Consider the following 14,229-nt stretch of genomic DNA (forward strand, 5'->3'; position numbering starts at 1 on the left):
AGAACGGCCTCCCTTAGTGGAGGCCGTTTTTGTTTGTAGTGTCTGAACCGGCCTCATCGGGGGCAAGCCCCCTCCCACACTGGATTGGGTTCACACATCTGAACGTGTGAATACAGTCAAATGTGGGAGGGGGCTTGCCCCCGATGGCACTGGCCCAGACACCAAAAAAACCCAGGCAAAAAAAATACCCCAGCCTTTCGACCGGGGCATTTCTCTATCTTGTTACAACCTTAGTGGTTAACCGCCCCACTCGCCCCCAGGCCCGTCTGCGAACGCACAAACTGCGGGAAGTACAGCGCACGCTCTTTCTCCGCCGCCGCCGACTTGTCGGTGATGGAGAAGAACCAGATACCCACGAATGCGATGATCATCGAGAACAGCGCCGGGTATTCGTAAGGGAAGATGGCTTTTTCATGGTGCAGGATCGACACCCAGATGGTCGGACCCAGCACCATCAGGCCCACGGCACTGATCAGGCCCAGCCAGCCGCCAATCATGGCGCCACGGGTGGTGAGGTTTTTCCAGTACATGGAAAGCAGCAGCACCGGGAAGTTACAGCTGGCGGCAATCGAGAACGCCAGGCCGACCATGAACGCGATGTTCTGGCTTTCGAACAGAATCCCCAGGCCGATAGCCAACACTGCCAGGGCAATGGTGGTGATCTTCGACACGCGAATCTCGTCCTTCTCGTTGGCCTTGCCTTTCTTGATCACGCTGGCATACAGGTCGTGGGACACCGCCGAAGCACCTGCGAGCGTCAAGCCGGCAACCACCGCAAGGATGGTGGCGAAGGCCACGGCCGAGATGAAGCCCAGGAAGATACTGCCGCCCACCGCGTTGGCCAGGTGCACCGCCGCCATGTTGTTGCCGCCGAGCAAGGCGCCTGCCGCATCCTTGAACGCCGGATTGGTGCTGACCAGCAGGATCGCGCCAAAGCCGATGATGAACGTCAGGATATAGAAGTAGCCGATAAAGCCGGTGGCATACAGCACGCTCTTACGCGCTTCCTTGGCGTCGCTCACGGTGAAGAAGCGCATCAGGATGTGCGGCAGGCCCGCAGTACCGAACATCAGCGCAAGGCCCAGGGAGAACGCCGAGATCGGATCTTTCACCAGCCCGCCGGGGCTCATGATCGCTTCACCTTTAGGGTGAACCTTGATCGCTTCGGAGAACAGCATGTTGAAGTCGAAGTTGACGTGCTTCATCACCATCAGCGCCATGAACGAGGCACCGGACAGCAGCAGCACCGCCTTGATGATCTGCACCCAGGTGGTCGCCAGCATGCCGCCGAACAGCACGTACATGCACATCAGGATGCCCACCAGGATCACCGCCACATGGTAATCGAGGCCGAACAGCAGTTGGATCAGCTTGCCCGCGCCGACCATCTGCGCGATCAGGTAGAACGCCACCACCACCAGCGAGCCGCAGGCCGACAGGCTGCGGATCTGGGTTTGCCCGAGACGATAGGACGCCACGTCGGCAAAGGTGTACTTGCCCAGGTTGCGCAGGCGCTCGGCGATCAGGAACAGAATGATCGGCCAGCCCACCAGGAAGCCGATCGAGTAGATCAGGCCGTCATAACCGGAGGTGAACACCAGCGCGGAAATCCCCAGGAAGGACGCGGCCGACATATAGTCGCCGGCGATCGCCAGGCCGTTCTGGAAACCGGTGATCTTGCCGCCGGCCGCGTAGTAGTCGGCCGCCGAGTTGTTGCGCTTGGAAGCCCAGTAGGTGATGCACAACGTCGCGCCGACAAAGGCCACGAACATCAGGATCGCTGCAATATTCAGCGGTTGCTTGTGCACTTCACCGGTCAATGCATCGGCCGCCCAAACAGCGGGCGCAAAGACTGAAGCTGCGAATACAGCCAATAGACGACGGATCATTGCGCAGCCTCCTTGAGAATCGCATTGTTCAGGTCGTCGAATTCGCCGTTGGCGCGTCGTACATAGATGCCGGTGAGGATGAAGGCCGAAACAATCAGCCCGACCCCGATAGGGATACCCCAGGTAATGGATGAGCCAGGGCTCAGCTTGGCCCCCAGCACTTGCGGCCCGTAGGCGATCAACAGGATGAAGCCGGAGTAAAGCCCTAGCATGATCGCCGAGAGAATCCAGGCGAACCTTTCCCTTTTCCTGACCAGCTCCTTGAAACGCGGGCTGTTTTGAATCGAGAGGTAAATGCTGTCGTTCATTGTTTTTATCCTCGCAGCACAGCTTTTTTATTATTGGAACGTATCCACTGTAGGCGGCTGTGGAAAGGGTTCCAGACGACCTTAGTAGTAGATCGAGTGTAGCGAGGGTTTGTGAGAGCGCAGAAACATTTGCGGGTGACGAAATAATGTGGGAGGGGGCTTGCCCCCGATAGCGATAGACCTGTCAGATCATCAACGACTGACACACCGCAATCGGGGGCAAGCCCCCTCCCACAGGGGTTTTATCAGGGTTTGTTATTTAGCGGTCCACTCGGCCACGCGTTCCGGGTGCTTGGCTACCCAATCCTTGGCTGCGGCATCCGGCTTGGCACCTTCCTGGATCGCCAGCATGACTTCACCGATTTCATCCTTGGAGGCCCACTGGAATTTCTTCAGAAAGGCCGCGACTTCCGGCGCCTTCTTCTCCAAGCCCTTGCTGCCAATGCTGTTGACGGTTTCAGCAGCACCATAAATCCCTTTTGGGTCATCCAAAAAACGCAGTTTCCACTTGGCGAACATCCAGTGCGGCACCCAACCGGTGACGGCGATGGAGTCCTGCTTGTCTTCGGCGCGGGTCAGTTCGGCGATCATTGCGGCGCCCGAGCTGGCTTGCAGTTTGTAGTCGAGCCCGTATTGCTTGATGGCCTCGTCGGTCTTGAGCATCACGCCTGAGCCGGCGTCGATACCGACGATCTTGTTCTTGAAGGTGGTGTCGGTCTTGAGGTCTTCGATGGACTTGGCCTTGACGTACTCCGGCACGATCAAGCCAATTTTTGCATCCTTGAAGTTGGGGCCGTAGTCGACCACCTTGTCCTTGTTCTTGGTCCAGTATTCGCCGTGGGTCACCGGCAGCCAGGCGGACAGCATGGCGTCGAGCTTGCCGGTGGCGACACCCTGCCACATGATCCCGGTGGCGACCGCCTGCAGTTTCACGTCGTAGCCGAGCTTCTGCTTGATCACTTCTGCCGCCACGTGGGTGGTGGCTACGCTGTCGGACCAGCCATCCACATAGCCGATGCTCAGGGTTTTGCTGTCGGCACTGGCCAGTGTGGAGCCCATCGCAACTACCAGCGTGGCAGCTGCGCCCAAGAGTCGTCGCATCTTCATATTACTTCCCCGAAAGTGCTGCGCCCGACGAATGCCGAGCGACGTCAACCTGTTGTTATACGGTGCACCGCGCCCCCTTCACGCGCATCGATCCGGTCGTTGAGGCATCAGTGGAGTACTGACAGTTTTATCATCAACCTGCGTAGGCCTTTGCCCTGCTCTGTCAGCGACCTTGGTTGAGCAAGAAACGACATCACATCGCCAGCAGGACGCTTTGTAGGACTTATCGAGAAAATCCCGCCCGAACTTTGCATGTCAAAATTATGCGGCCCCACTGAAGCGCGACAATTACGGGTAAGATGCGCGCCTTTGCTCCCCCAGATAAGCCGACCATGCCTGCGACTGCCCGCTTCCCTGCCCTGCCCTATTTTTTCGCCCTGAGCCTTGGCTTGCTCGCCCTCGTCGGCTACTGGTACGGCCTCGGCCGGCCCGTGGTGCTGCCGGATGTGGCAAGCGCCAGCCACAAGCTGCAATGTGCGTCCTATACGCCCTTCGACAAGGACCAGTCGCCGTTCGACCAACCGTTCAAGCTGCGTCCCGAGCGCATGGATGCCGACCTGGCCCTGCTGGCCACACGTTTTGAATGCATTCGCACCTATTCCATGACCGGCCTGGAAGCGTTGCCGCAGATGGCGCGCAAGCATGGGCTGAAGGTAATGGCCGGGGCCTGGGTGAGCAGCGACCCGGTGGCGACTCAAAAGGAAATCGACGAGTTGATCGCGGCAGCCAATGCCAACCCGGACGTGGTGACCTCGGTCATCGTCGGCAACGAAGCGCTGTTGCGCAAGGAGGTCACCGCCAAGCAACTGGTGACGCTGATCCAGACCGTCAAACGCCAGATCAAGCAGCCGGTCACCTACGCCGATGTGTGGGAGTTCTGGCTGCAGCACCCGGAAATCGCCCCGGCGGTGGACTTTCTGACCATCCACCTGCTGCCGTACTGGGAAGATGAGCCGTCCGGCATCGACCAGGCGCTCAAGCACGTAGGCGATGTCCGCCAGACCTTCGGCCACAAGTTCGCGCCCAAGGACATTCTGATTGGCGAAACCGGCTGGCCCAGTGAAGGACGCCAGCGCGAGACCGCCGTGCCGAGCCGGGTCAATGAAGCCAGGTTCATGCGCGGCTTTGTCGCCATGGCCGAAGCCAATGGCTGGCGCTACAACCTGATTGAAGCCTTTGACCAGCCGTGGAAGCGCGCCAGTGAAGGTGCGGTGGGCGGTTACTGGGGCCTGTTCGATGCCGATCGCCAGGACAAGGGCATCCTCGCCGGGCCGGTGACCAATGTGCCGTACTGGCCGCTGTGGCTGGGCGTCGGCGGGATGATTCTGTTGGGGACATTGGTGCTCGGTGGGCGGGTTCGGACAGTTCGTGCGGCCATTGCCCTGCCTTTACTGGGCGCGGTCGCCGCATGTTCCATCGGCACCTGGGCTGAACTGACCCGCGTTACCGCGCGCTTTGCTGATGAATGGGTATGGGCCGGCTTGCTGGTGATATTGAACCTGCTGGTACTGGCCCACGCCGCCCTGGCGCTCGGCGTGCGTGATGGGTGGCGTGAGCGAGCGTTCAACTGGCTGGAACAGCGCGCCGGGTGGTGGGTGGCAATCGCCGGGTTTGCTGGCGCTGTGATGATGCTGGCGCTGGTGTTTGACCCGCGTTATCGCAGCTTTCCAAGCGCGGCGCTGGTGCTGCCGGCCCTGGTGTACCTGGTGCGCCCGGTGAACGGGCCGCGTCGGGAGATTGCGCTGCTGACCTTTATCATCGGTGCCGGCATTGCGCCGCAATTGTACCGTGAAGGTGTGCTGAATCAGCAGGCCTGGGGTTGGGCGGTGGTCAGCCTGCTTATGGTTGTGGCTTTGTGGCGTTGCTTGCGGGTGCGCAAGGCTTGACACCGCCATCGGGGGCAAGCCCCCTCCCACATTTGGAATGCGTTCCCCTGTGGGAGGGGGCTTGCCCCCGATAGGCCCTGTCAGACGGCGCGAGGCTTCCTGACCAAACGCAGCCCCGCAATCACCACCGCAAACACCGCAAACGTGGTGTTGTACAGCGCCAACGCCGGCAACCCGAACACCAACCCCAACACCGCCAAGCCCCACCCCGCACGCCCAGGCACAAAAAAACCCAGCACCGACGTGATCAACGCCGCCCAACCCAGCACCTTGAAGTGAATCATCAACCCAAGGTTCGAACGCACCTGGCATTCCCAGCGGCTGGCCTCGTCAGCACAAATGCCGACCCACTGCCCATCCTCCATGAAGCCATACCGCGCGGCATAACTGGCCGCCAACCATAATGGCAGGGCGATAAGCAGCAGGATCAATGGCAAACGACGGGACATAAGGCACTCCGATAGGCAAAAACGGCGCTCAGCTTAATCCCACAGCGGCCGTTAGCAAGGTGTCTGCGCAGATATCTGTTCATCAATGCGTGGCAAAGTGTATCTTCTGCCAGCTATCACCCCGATTTCGACGCTTTTTTCCGAATTTTCGTGCCGAGGGCTGGCACTTCGGTGGCAACGCGGTGGTCATAGCCTGCGAATTTCATTCAGCACCTTTCCTCTTAGGGATTAAGTCATGCTCCGTTCCTTGCGCTGTGCTGCCTTGCTGGGCAGCCTTTTTTTGAGTGCGTCAGCACTGGCCGTCGATATCGACCAGGCCAGCTATGGCTACCCTTTGACGAACCCGTTCGAAGCGACCATCGCCACCACTCCGCCCGATCTTCGGCCCACCCTGCCGACTGACGACGAGATCAATCAATCCGATTACACCCTGAACATGCGCCCCGAGCGCGAGTTCAGCCTGCCCGACAACTTCTGGGCGGTGAAGAAGCTCACCTACCGCATCGCCAAGCAGGACCGCGCCGCGCCGCTGATCTTTCTGATCGCCGGCACCGGTGCGCGCTTCGACAGCAGCATCAACGAATACCTGAAGAAACTGTATTACCAAGCCGGCTACCACGTGGTGCAGTTGTCATCGCCGACCAGCTTCGACTTCATCAGCGCCGCTTCACGCTTCGCCACCCCGGGCATCACCCAGGAAGACGCGGAAGACATGTACCGCGTGATGCAGGCCGTGCGTGCGCAGAACGCTTCGTTGCCAGTGACCGATTTCTACCTCACCGGCTACAGCCTGGGCGCCCTGGATGCAGCCTTTGTCAGCAAGCTCGACGAAACCCGTCGCAGCTTCAACTTCAAGAAAGTGCTGTTGCTCAACCCACCGGTCAACCTCTACACCTCGATCACCAACCTCGACAAGCTGGTCCAGACCGAGGTCAAGGGCATCAACAACACCACCACCTTTTATGAACTGGTGCTGAGCAAGCTGACCCGCTACTTCCAGCAAAAGGGCTACATTGACCTCAATGACGCCCTGCTCTACGACTTCCAGCAGTCCAAGCAGCACCTGACCAACGAACAGATGGCCATGCTGATCGGCACCTCGTTCCGCTTCTCGGCCGCCGACATCGCCTTTACCTCGGACCTGATCAACCGCCGCGGCCTGATTATCCCGCCGAAGTACCCGATCACCGAAGGCACCAGCCTCACGCCGTTCCTCAAGCGTGCCCTGCAATGCGACTTCGACTGCTACCTCACCGAACAGGTGATCCCGATGTGGCGCGCCCGTTCCGACGGCGGCAGTCTGCTCCAACTGGTGGACCAGGTGAGCCTGTATGCGCTCAAGGACTACCTGCATGCCAGCCCGAAGATCGCCGTGATGCACAACGCCGACGACGTGATCCTTGGCCCGGGCGACCTGGGTTTCCTGCGTAAAACCTTCGGCGATCGCTTGACCGTCTACCCGCTGGGCGGCCACTGCGGCAACCTCAATTACCGCGTCAACGCCGACGCCATGCTGGAGTTCTTCCGTGGCTAAATATCTTCTGCTGCTTGCCGCACTGATGTGCGCAGGCGTGGCCAATGCCGACAACAGCAAGGCCCACGAACCGGTCAAGGTCGACGCCGACGGTTTCAAGGAACCGTTGACCAAACTCAAATTCAACGCAGGTCTCGACCAGCGTGAATTCGAGCGTTCGTCGCTGACCGCGCTCAACGTCTATGACCCGCTGGAGTCGTGGAACCGCCGCGTGTATCACTTCAACTATCGCTTCGACCAGTGGGTGTTCCTGCCGGTGGTGGACGGTTACCGCTATGTCACCCCAAGCTTCCTGCGCACCGGCGTGAGCAATTTCTTCAACAACCTGGGCGACGTGCCCAACCTGTTGAACAGCCTGCTGCAACTCAAGGGCCATCGTTCCCTGGAGACCACCGGACGCCTGCTGGTCAACACCACTATCGGCATCGCCGGTCTGTGGGACCCGGCCACCGCCATGGGCCTGCCGCGCCAGAGCGAAGACTTCGGTCAGACCCTGGGCTTCTACGGCGTGCCGGGCGGCGCCTATGTGGTGCTGCCGATCTTCGGCCCATCGAACCTGCGCGATACCACCGGGTTGCTGGTGGACTACACCGCCGAGTCGCAGATCAACTTCCTCAACGTCTCCGAAGTCAGCTCCAACCACCCGGAAATCTGGGCCCTGCGGGCCGTGGACAAGCGCTACCAGACCAGCTTCCGTTATGGTCAGATGAACTCGCCGTTCGAGTATGAGAAGGTGCGGTATATCTACACCGAATCGCGCAAGTTGCAGATTGCCGAGTAAACAGCGACCACAAAAAGACGCCATACCAGATCATTCCCACGCGGAGCGAGGGAACGATCATCTCTTGACCACAAAAAAGGCCATTCAATCGAATGGCCTTTTTTATGCCTGCTCAATCATGCACGCAACGCTTTCCAGCCCTTGCCGATCACACTGACCACTGCCAACACGACAGCCCCTGCAACTATCCCCGCCACCGCATTCAACAACGTCGGCATCAACCACGCCAGCGCGCCGCTGTTCTGGCTCACGGTTTCGATCCAGTGATGCACCACCGGCACGCCATGGGTAAGAATCCCGCCGCCGACCATGAACATCGCCGCCGTACCGATCACCGACAGGCTTTTCATCATGTAAGGCGCGGCACTCAGGATGGCGCCGCCGATACTGCGCGCCACTTGCCCCGGCTTCTGTGTCAGCCACAACCCCAAGTCATCGAGCTTGACGATACCCGCCACCAGTCCATAAACACCTGCAGTCATGACAATGGCGATGCCCGACAGCACGATCACCTGTTGCGTCAACGCCGCATCGGCCACGATACCGAGGGTGATCGCGATGATTTCGGCCGAAAGAATGAAGTCGGTGCGGATCGCGCCTTTGATCTTGTCCTTTTCGAAGGCCACCAGGTCAGTCGCCGGGTCGGCCACCGCTTCGGTCAACTGCGCGTGCTCGGCCTGGTCTTGCGCCTTGCTGTGCAGAAACTTGTGGGCGAGTTTTTCGAACCCTTCGAAACACAGGTAGGCGCCGCCCAGCATCAACAGCGGCGTCACCGCCCACGGGGCAAAGGCGCTGATCAACAATGCGGTCGGCACCAGAATCAACTTGTTGACGAACGAGCCCTTGGCCACCGCCCACACCACGGGAATTTCCCGCTCGGCGCGCACGCCGGAGACTTGCTGGGCATTAAGCGCCAGGTCATCGCCGAGCACACCCGAGGTCTTCTTCGCCGCCATTTTTGTCATCAGTGCAACGTCATCGAGTACTGCGGCGATATCGTCGAGCAAAACCAACAAGCTGCTTCCTGCCATGAATCGGGTATCCGTCAAGTAAGAGATCAAGCGAGCATAGCGCGGCGCACGGCTGAGCGGGCACATTGTTGAGGCGCGCAGATGGCCGGTGCTACCATGCGCAACCGCCTGTCATGGCAAGGAAATCTCTGGTTTATGAGCAGCATTCGCGAGCGCAACAAAGAAAAGATCCTGCGGGCGGCGAGCGAGGAGTTTGCCGACAAGGGCTTCGCCGCGACCAAAACCAGCGACATCGCCGCCAAGGCCGGGCTGCCCAAGCCCAACGTCTACTATTACTTCAAGTCCAAGGACAACCTCTACCGCGAGGTGCTCGAGAGCATTATCGAGCCGATCCTGGCCGCTTCCACGCCCTTCAACCCCGAGGGCGACCCCAAGGAAGTGCTGAGCAACTATATCCGCTCGAAAATCCGCATCTCCCGCGACCTGCCGTTTGCCTCCAAGGTGTTCGCCAGCGAAATCATGCACGGCGCGCCGCATCTCAGTGCCGAGCAGGTCGAACAGCTCAACGCCCAGGCCAGGCACAATATCAACTGCATCCAGGACTGGGTGGAGCGCGGCCTGATTGCGAATATCGAGCCTAATCACCTGATGTTCAGTATCTGGGCCGCCACGCAAACCTATGCGGATTTCGACTGGCAGATCTCGGCGGTGACCGGCAAGGCGAAACTGGATGAAGCCGACTATGAAGCGGCGGCGCAGACGATTATTCGGTTGGTGCTCAAGGGGTGTGAGCCGGACTGATAGACCGCAGGGCCTGTGCCAATCGGGGGCAAGCCCCCTCCCACACTTGATTGGGTTCACATATTTTCATGTGTGAATACATTCGAATGTGGGAGGGGGCTTGCCCCCGATGCGGTCTTAAGGATCACCCAGGAATCAGGCTGACACCCCGGCATCCGCCAACAACCCCACCCCCTCGATCGCCGTGATCGCGCACTGCTCGTCAATATCCGACGTATCCCCGCTGATCCCGACCGCCCCCAGCACCACGCCGTCCTGATTTCGAATCAACACCCCACCCGGCGCCGGCACCACGCTGCCCTGCCCCAGGCTGTTCAGCGCTGCGATAAACGCCGGACGTTGCTGCGCGTCCAGCGCCAGCAAACGTGAACCCTTGCCCAAGGCAATCGCGCCCCAGGCCTTGCCGATGGCGATCTGCGGGCGCAGCAGGCTCGCGCCGTCTTCGCGTTGCAGGGCGATCAGGTGCCCGCCGCTGTCGAGCACCGCGATGGTCAGCGGCGCGGCGGCAACGGTGCGGCCCGCAGCGAGGGCCTGGCTGGCCAGTTGGGTGGCAATCTTCAAGGTTAAAGCGCTCATGGTGCCGTCCTTCTTTTGTTATTGGGAATACGCTGGAGCGTCTGTTTGATCAGATGCCGGATCGAACAAATAGAACACAATGATATTTGTTTTTGTATACAATATTTCCAAACAAAGCTTCCATACGTCGAAAAAAGTGATTAAGACGAACGCAAAGCTCAGTTTATGAAATGCATTGACCTAGGCCGCTCGCCGTGAATACACTTTGCGCAGACACCACTTGTATACAATTACAAAACGCAAGAGGCACCAAAATCATGAGCAAAATGAGAGCAATCGAAGCCGCCGTCCTGGTGATGCGCCGTGAAGGGGCGGACACCGCCTTCGGTATCCCGGGCGCCGCAATCAACCCGTTGTATTCGGCCTTGCAGAAGGTGGGTGGCATCGATCACGTCCTTGCTCGCCACGTTGAAGGCGCCTCACATATGGCCGAGGGCTACACCCGCACCAAGGCCGGCAACATCGGCGTGTGCATCGGCACCTCGGGTCCGGCGGGTACCGACATGGTCACCGGCCTGTACAGCGCCTCGGCCGACTCGATCCCGATCCTGTGCATTACCGGCCAAGCGCCCCGCGCACGGATGCACAAGGAAGACTTCCAGGCCGTGGACATCACCAGCATCGTCAAGCCGGTGACCAAGTGGGCCACCACCGTACTCGAACCGGGCCAGGTGCCCTACGCGTTCCAGAAGGCTTTCTATGAAATGCGTTCCGGTCGCCCAGGCCCGGTGCTGATCGACTTGCCGTTCGACGTACAAATGGCCGAGATCGAATTCGACATCGACGCCTACCAACCGCTGCCCCTGGCCAAGCCATTGGCCACCCGCATCCAGGTGGAGAAAGCCCTGGCAATGCTGGACCAGGCTGAACGCCCCTTGCTGGTAAGCGGAGGTGGCGTGATCAACGCCGACGCCAGCGAGTTGCTGGTGGAATTTGCCGAGCTGACCGGTATCCCGGTGATCCCGACCCTGATGGGCTGGGGCACCATCCCCGACGACCACCCGCTGATGGTGGGCATGGTCGGCCTGCAGACTTCTCACCGTTATGGCAACGCAACGATGCTCAAGTCCGACGTGGTACTGGGTATCGGCAACCGCTGGGCCAACCGTCACACCGGCTCGGTGGAGGTCTACACCGAAGGCCGCAAGTTCATCCACGTCGACATCGAGCCGACGCAGATCGGCCGCGTGTTCACGCCGGACCTGGGCATCGTGTCCGACGCCGGTTCCGCGCTGACGATGTTCATTGAAGTGGCCCGCGAGTGGAAAGCCGCCGGCAAGCTCAAGGACCGCAGCGCCTGGCTGCACGACTGTCAGCAGCGCAAGGCCACCCTGCATCGCAAGACCCACTTCGACAACGTGCCGGTCAAGCCGCAACGGGTATACGAAGAGATGAACCAGGTGTTCGGCAAAGACACCTGCTACGTCAGCACCATCGGCCTGTCGCAGATTGCCGGCGCGCAGTTCCTCCACGTCTATAAACCCCGCCACTGGATCAACTGCGGCCAGGCCGGCCCCCTGGGCTGGACCATTCCGGCGGCGCTCGGTGTGGTCAAGGCCGACCCGAGCCGCAAAGTCGTGGCGTTGTCCGGCGACTACGACTTCCAGTTCATGATCGAAGAACTGGCCGTCGGCGCGCAGTTCAAACTGCCGTATATCCACGTGGTGGTGAACAATTCCTACCTGGGTCTGATCCGCCAGGCGCAACGCGGCTTTGAAATGGACTACTGCGTGCAGCTGTCTTTCGACAACCTCAACGCCCCGGAACTCAACGGTTATGGCGTCGACCACGTTGCGGTCGCCGAAGGCCTGGGTTGCAAGGCGCTGCGCGTGTTCGAGCCGAGCCAGATCCAGCCGGCGCTGCGCCGCGCCCAGGAAATGCTCGAAGAATTCAAGGTGCCGGTGATCGTTGAGATTATTCTGGAACGGGTGACCAATATTTCCATGGGCACCGAGATCAACGCCGTCAACGAATTCGAAGACCTGGCCCTGGTCGGCAACGACGCACCGACCGCCATTTCCCTGCTCGATTAAGGAGAACCCTATGCCGCGCTTTGCCGCCAACCTGTCCATGCTGTTTACCGAACAGGAATTCCTTACCCGCTTCAAAGCGGCCGCCGATGCCGGCTTCGAAGGCGTGGAATACCTGTTCCCGTATGAGTTCAGTTCAGCCGACATCAAGGCGCAGCTCGACGCCAACGGTCTGACCCAGGTGCTGTTCAACCTGCCGGCCGGGGACTGGGCCAAAGGCGAGCGCGGCCTGGCCTGCCACCCGGACCGGGTCGAGGAATTTCGCGCCGGGGTCAAGCTGGCCATCGCCTATGCCCAAGTGTTGGGCAATACCCAGGTCAACTGCCTGGCGGGCATTCGGCCGCAGGGCGTGGATGACGACACCGTGGAAAAGACCCTCGTCGCCAACCTCAAGTACGCCGCCGACAAGCTGCAGGCGGCGGGTATCAAACTGGTGATGGAGATGATCAACACCCGCGACATACCCGGTTTCTACCTCAATAACACGGCGCAGGCCCTGTCGATTCGCGAGCAGGTGGGCAGTGACAATCTGTTCCTGCAATACGACATCTATCACATGCAAATCATGGAAGGCGATTTGGCGCGGACGATGGCGACGCACCTGGGGGTGATCAACCATATCCAACTGGCGGATAACCCGGGGCGCAACGAGCCGGGGACGGGGGAGATCAATTACCGCTTCCTGTTCGAGCATCTGGACCGCATTGGCTACGCGGGTTGGGTTGGCTGTGAATACAAGCCGTTGAACACTACCGAAGCGGGCCTTGGCTGGCTTAAAACCCATAACGCCATCTAACAGACACAACACAAAAAAATGTGGGAGGGGGCTTGCCCCCGATAGCGGTGCATCAGCCAGCACATCTGTTGAATGAAAAATTGCTATCGGGGGCAAGCCCCCTCCCACATTGGACATGCCGTGTCTGGCAGACCTGAACAAATCTGCCCCACCGAATAAAAAGAGGATTTTGATCATGGCTAAAATCGGATTTATCGGCACCGGCATCATGGGCCAACCCATGGCCACCAACCTGCAAAAGGCAGGGCATCAACTGTTTCTCTCCGAGCATCACGGCAAAGCGCCCGCCGAGCTGATCGCTGCTGGCGCGGTGGCGCTGGCCAACCCGCAGCAAGTCGCCCAGGAAGCCGAATTCATCATCGTGATGGTGCCGGATACCCCGCAGGTCGAAGACGTGCTGTTCCGCGCCGACGGTGTGGCCGCCGGCCTGTCACCGAACAAAGTGGTGATCGACATGAGTTCGATCTCCCCTACCGCCACCAAGGCGTTCGCGGCCAAGGTCAACGAGAGCGGCGCGCAGTACCTGGATGCACCGGTGTCCGGCGGTGAAGTCGGCGCCAAGGCCGGCACGTTGAGCATCATGATTGGTGGCGAGCCGCAGACGTTCGAACGCGCCTTGCCGCTGTTCCAGGCCATGGGCAAGAACATCACCCTGGTCGGCGGCAACGGTGATGGCCAGACCGCCAAGGTCGCCAACCAGATCATCGTTGCGCTGAATATCCAGGCAGTGGCCGAAGCGCTGCTGTTCGCCTCGAAAAACGGTGCCGACCCGGCCAAGGTGCGTGAAGCGTTGATGGGCGGCTTTGCGTCGTCGAAGATCCTGGAAGTGCATGGCGAACGCATGATCAAGGGTACCTTCGACCCGGGTTTCCGCATCAATCTGCACCAGAAAGACCTGAACCTGGCATTGGCCGGCGCCAAGGAGTTGGGGATCAACCTGCCGAACACCGCCGGCACCCAGCAAGTGTTCAGCACCTGTGCCGCGCTTGGCGGCGGTAACTGGGACCATTCGGCGCTGATCAAGGGCCTGGAGCATATGGCCAATTTCTCGATTCGCGACAAGTAACCCACCTTGGAATGCAATCCAGTGTGGGAGGGGGC

Annotated in this window: 13 protein-coding genes; 7 read left to right on the forward strand and 6 right to left on the reverse strand. The window is 60.0% G+C overall.

All coding sequences use genetic code 11. The annotated features are described in order from the left end of the window. Positions 1 to 230: 230 nt before the first annotated feature. From TU82_RS08630 to TU82_RS08640, 3 genes are all read right to left on the reverse strand, one after another. Positions 231 to 1,889, reverse strand: a complete 1,659-nt coding sequence (locus TU82_RS08630) for a cation acetate symporter (protein ID WP_057722689.1) — start codon at positions 1,887 to 1,889, stop codon at positions 231 to 233. Then, positions 1,886 to 2,197, reverse strand: a complete 312-nt coding sequence (locus TU82_RS08635; protein ID WP_057014105.1) for a DUF485 domain-containing protein — start codon at positions 2,195 to 2,197, stop codon at positions 1,886 to 1,888. The genes TU82_RS08630 and TU82_RS08635 overlap by 4 nt, the downstream gene beginning before the upstream one ends. A 255-nt stretch (positions 2,198 to 2,452) precedes the next feature. Further along, entirely contained in the window at positions 2,453 to 3,304 is an 852-nt protein-coding gene (locus TU82_RS08640; RefSeq protein ID WP_057722692.1) for a glycine betaine ABC transporter substrate-binding protein, read from the reverse strand. 332 nt (positions 3,305 to 3,636) lie between these two features. On the opposite strand from TU82_RS08640, the gene TU82_RS08645 reads away from it, so the two are divergent. Then, positions 3,637 to 5,190, forward strand: coding sequence for a glycoside hydrolase family 17 protein (locus TU82_RS08645; RefSeq protein ID WP_057722693.1), 1,554 nt, complete (start codon positions 3,637 to 3,639; stop codon positions 5,188 to 5,190). An 80-nt stretch (positions 5,191 to 5,270) separates the two neighbouring features. On the opposite strand, the gene TU82_RS08650 is transcribed toward TU82_RS08645, so the two are convergent. After that, on the reverse strand, positions 5,271 to 5,639 hold the full coding sequence (locus TU82_RS08650; RefSeq protein WP_057722695.1) for a hypothetical protein: 369 nt from the start codon (positions 5,637 to 5,639) through the stop codon (positions 5,271 to 5,273). 235 nt (positions 5,640 to 5,874) lie between these two features. On the opposite strand from TU82_RS08650, the gene TU82_RS08655 reads away from it, so the two are divergent. Continuing rightward, complete coding sequence (locus tag TU82_RS08655) at positions 5,875 to 7,173, forward strand: serine/threonine protein kinase (RefSeq protein WP_057722697.1); 1,299 nt, start codon at positions 5,875 to 5,877, stop codon at positions 7,171 to 7,173. Next, positions 7,166 to 7,954 carry an MlaA family lipoprotein gene (locus tag TU82_RS08660; RefSeq protein WP_057722699.1) on the forward strand — a complete coding sequence of 263 codons (789 nt, stop codon included), beginning with the start codon at positions 7,166 to 7,168 and terminating at the stop codon, positions 7,952 to 7,954. The genes TU82_RS08655 and TU82_RS08660 overlap by 8 nt, the downstream gene beginning before the upstream one ends. A 116-nt stretch (positions 7,955 to 8,070) precedes the next feature. On the opposite strand, the gene TU82_RS08665 is transcribed toward TU82_RS08660, so the two are convergent. Beyond that, the gene (locus TU82_RS08665; RefSeq protein WP_057722701.1) at positions 8,071 to 8,985 is read right to left on the reverse strand and encodes a DUF808 domain-containing protein; all 915 of its coding nucleotides are present in this window, start codon (positions 8,983 to 8,985) and stop codon (positions 8,071 to 8,073) included. 135 nt (positions 8,986 to 9,120) lie between these two features. Here TU82_RS08665 and TU82_RS08670 point away from each other — a divergent pair, with 135 nt between their 5' ends. Further along, entirely contained in the window at positions 9,121 to 9,726 is a 606-nt protein-coding gene (locus TU82_RS08670; protein WP_057722703.1) for a TetR/AcrR family transcriptional regulator, read from the forward strand. 135 nt (positions 9,727 to 9,861) lie between these two features. On the opposite strand, the gene TU82_RS08675 is transcribed toward TU82_RS08670, so the two are convergent. Next, entirely contained in the window at positions 9,862 to 10,302 is a 441-nt protein-coding gene (locus TU82_RS08675; RefSeq protein WP_057722705.1) for a GlcG/HbpS family heme-binding protein, read from the reverse strand. 257 nt (positions 10,303 to 10,559) lie between these two features. Here TU82_RS08675 and gcl point away from each other — a divergent pair, with 257 nt between their 5' ends. From gcl to TU82_RS08690, 3 genes are all read left to right on the forward strand, one after another. Beyond that, positions 10,560 to 12,335, forward strand: coding sequence for a glyoxylate carboligase (gcl, locus tag TU82_RS08680; protein WP_057722707.1), 1,776 nt, complete (start codon positions 10,560 to 10,562; stop codon positions 12,333 to 12,335). A 10-nt stretch (positions 12,336 to 12,345) separates the two neighbouring features. Then, positions 12,346 to 13,128, forward strand: a complete 783-nt coding sequence (hyi, locus tag TU82_RS08685; RefSeq protein WP_057722709.1) for a hydroxypyruvate isomerase — start codon at positions 12,346 to 12,348, stop codon at positions 13,126 to 13,128. A 175-nt stretch (positions 13,129 to 13,303) separates the two neighbouring features. Next, a complete protein-coding gene (locus tag TU82_RS08690; protein ID WP_057722710.1) occupies positions 13,304 to 14,194 on the forward strand; it encodes a 2-hydroxy-3-oxopropionate reductase in 891 nt (296 codons plus the stop codon). The last annotated feature ends 35 nt before the right edge of the window (positions 14,195 to 14,229 follow it).

It is taken from the genome of Pseudomonas orientalis, assembly GCF_001439815.1.
GTDB classification, from domain to species: domain Bacteria; phylum Pseudomonadota; class Gammaproteobacteria; order Pseudomonadales; family Pseudomonadaceae; genus Aquipseudomonas; species Aquipseudomonas orientalis.

Coding starts and splice junctions, on each gene's coding strand:
- TU82_RS08645 (WP_057722693.1), top strand. CDS start 3,637: ATGCCTGCGACTGCCCGCTTCCCTGCCCTGCCCTATTTTTTCGCCCTG.
- TU82_RS08650 (WP_057722695.1), bottom strand. CDS start 5,639: ATGTCCCGTCGTTTGCCATTGATCCTGCTGCTTATCGCCCTGCCATTA.
- hyi (WP_057722709.1), top strand. CDS start 12,346: ATGCCGCGCTTTGCCGCCAACCTGTCCATGCTGTTTACCGAACAGGAA.
- gcl (WP_057722707.1), top strand. CDS start 10,560: ATGAGCAAAATGAGAGCAATCGAAGCCGCCGTCCTGGTGATGCGCCGT.
- TU82_RS08640 (WP_057722692.1), bottom strand. CDS start 3,304: ATGAAGATGCGACGACTCTTGGGCGCAGCTGCCACGCTGGTAGTTGCG.
- TU82_RS08690 (WP_057722710.1), top strand. CDS start 13,304: ATGGCTAAAATCGGATTTATCGGCACCGGCATCATGGGCCAACCCATG.
- TU82_RS08675 (WP_057722705.1), bottom strand. CDS start 10,302: ATGAGCGCTTTAACCTTGAAGATTGCCACCCAACTGGCCAGCCAGGCC.
- TU82_RS08635 (WP_057014105.1), bottom strand. CDS start 2,197: ATGAACGACAGCATTTACCTCTCGATTCAAAACAGCCCGCGTTTCAAG.
- TU82_RS08630 (WP_057722689.1), bottom strand. CDS start 1,889: ATGATCCGTCGTCTATTGGCTGTATTCGCAGCTTCAGTCTTTGCGCCC.
- TU82_RS08670 (WP_057722703.1), top strand. CDS start 9,121: ATGAGCAGCATTCGCGAGCGCAACAAAGAAAAGATCCTGCGGGCGGCG.
- TU82_RS08665 (WP_057722701.1), bottom strand. CDS start 8,985: ATGGCAGGAAGCAGCTTGTTGGTTTTGCTCGACGATATCGCCGCAGTA.
- TU82_RS08655 (WP_057722697.1), top strand. CDS start 5,875: ATGCTCCGTTCCTTGCGCTGTGCTGCCTTGCTGGGCAGCCTTTTTTTG.